Here is a 1,123-nt window from a genome sequence, read left to right on the forward strand (position 1 = left end):
GCCCCGGCGGCGCCGCCCCCCGCCCCGGCCCCCGCCCGGCCCGCGACCGCCGGCAGCGCACGCGGCGACCTCGGCCACGGCACCCCAGGCCACGGTCACGACCGTGCCGTGCTGCCCCCCGGCCGTCTCGGCATCCAGCTGTACAGCCTCCGCGACAAGGTCTCCACCCTCGGCTTCGCCCCCGTCTTCGCGGAGCTGGAGAAGTACGGGTACGACGAGATCGAGTTCGCCGGCTACACCCAGGGCTCGGCCGGCGCCATCAGCCTGGACCGGCTCAGGCGCCTGGCGAAGGACCACGGGCTCCACCCCATCGGCAGCCACGTCAACTACCACGACGACACCGACCCCGACGCCTACTCCTTCGCCCAGAACCTCACGAAGGTCCTCGACGACGCCGAGGCCCTCGGCCTGAAGCACATCGGCACCGCCTCCGGCCCCTTCCGGTACGGCTCCACGGTGGACGGCTGGAAGCGGGCCGCCGAGGACTTCAACACCTACGGCGCCGCCGCCCGCCGGCGCGGCATGAAGTTCTACCAGCACAACCACGCCGAGGAGTTCTCCTTCGCCACCGACAGACCGCGGGTGCGCCTCTACGACGTCCTGCTGGCCGAGACGGACCCGGACCTGGTCCACTTCGAGATGGACATCTACTGGGCGTTCTGCGCCCAGTTCCGCTTCGGCAGGCGCGTGGACGGCACACCCGCCCCCTTCGACCCCATCGACTACGTACTGAAGCAGCCCGACCGCTACCCCCTCTTCCACGTCAAGGACGGCACGCGCAACGACTCCGCCCGCGACGGCTACGACATGACGGACGTCGGTGACGGCGACATCGACTACCGGGACTTCCTGAGCCGGGTCACCGCCAGGACCCACCGGGGCCGCACCTACCACCACTGGCAGACCGAGCACGACAACCCGGTCGAGTCCTTCGCCTTCGCCCGCAAGTCCAGCGAGCACCTGCACTCGCTCCGCGAGGGCCGTTGCGGGGACTGACCGCCGGCGGACGGCGGTACGGGAGCCCGGCGGGGGACCGGGCGCCGGTACCGCCGGCCCTGCCCGCCCGGGCCCGTTGCCCCCCCCCGGCGCCGGGGGGGTGGGCGGGCGGGGGCCGGCGCGGCCC

General features: G+C 73.3%; 1 protein-coding gene. It reads left to right on the plus strand.

The window, feature by feature from the left end; translation table 11 throughout:
* The coding region (locus ABZ371_RS32810; protein ID WP_358686632.1) for a sugar phosphate isomerase/epimerase at positions 1-996 on the plus strand (996 nt) is incomplete at its 5' end.
* Positions 997-1,123: the final 127 nt, after the last annotated feature.

The organism is Streptomyces sp. NPDC005899, assembly GCF_040629645.1.
Taxonomy (GTDB): domain Bacteria; phylum Actinomycetota; class Actinomycetes; order Streptomycetales; family Streptomycetaceae; genus Streptomyces.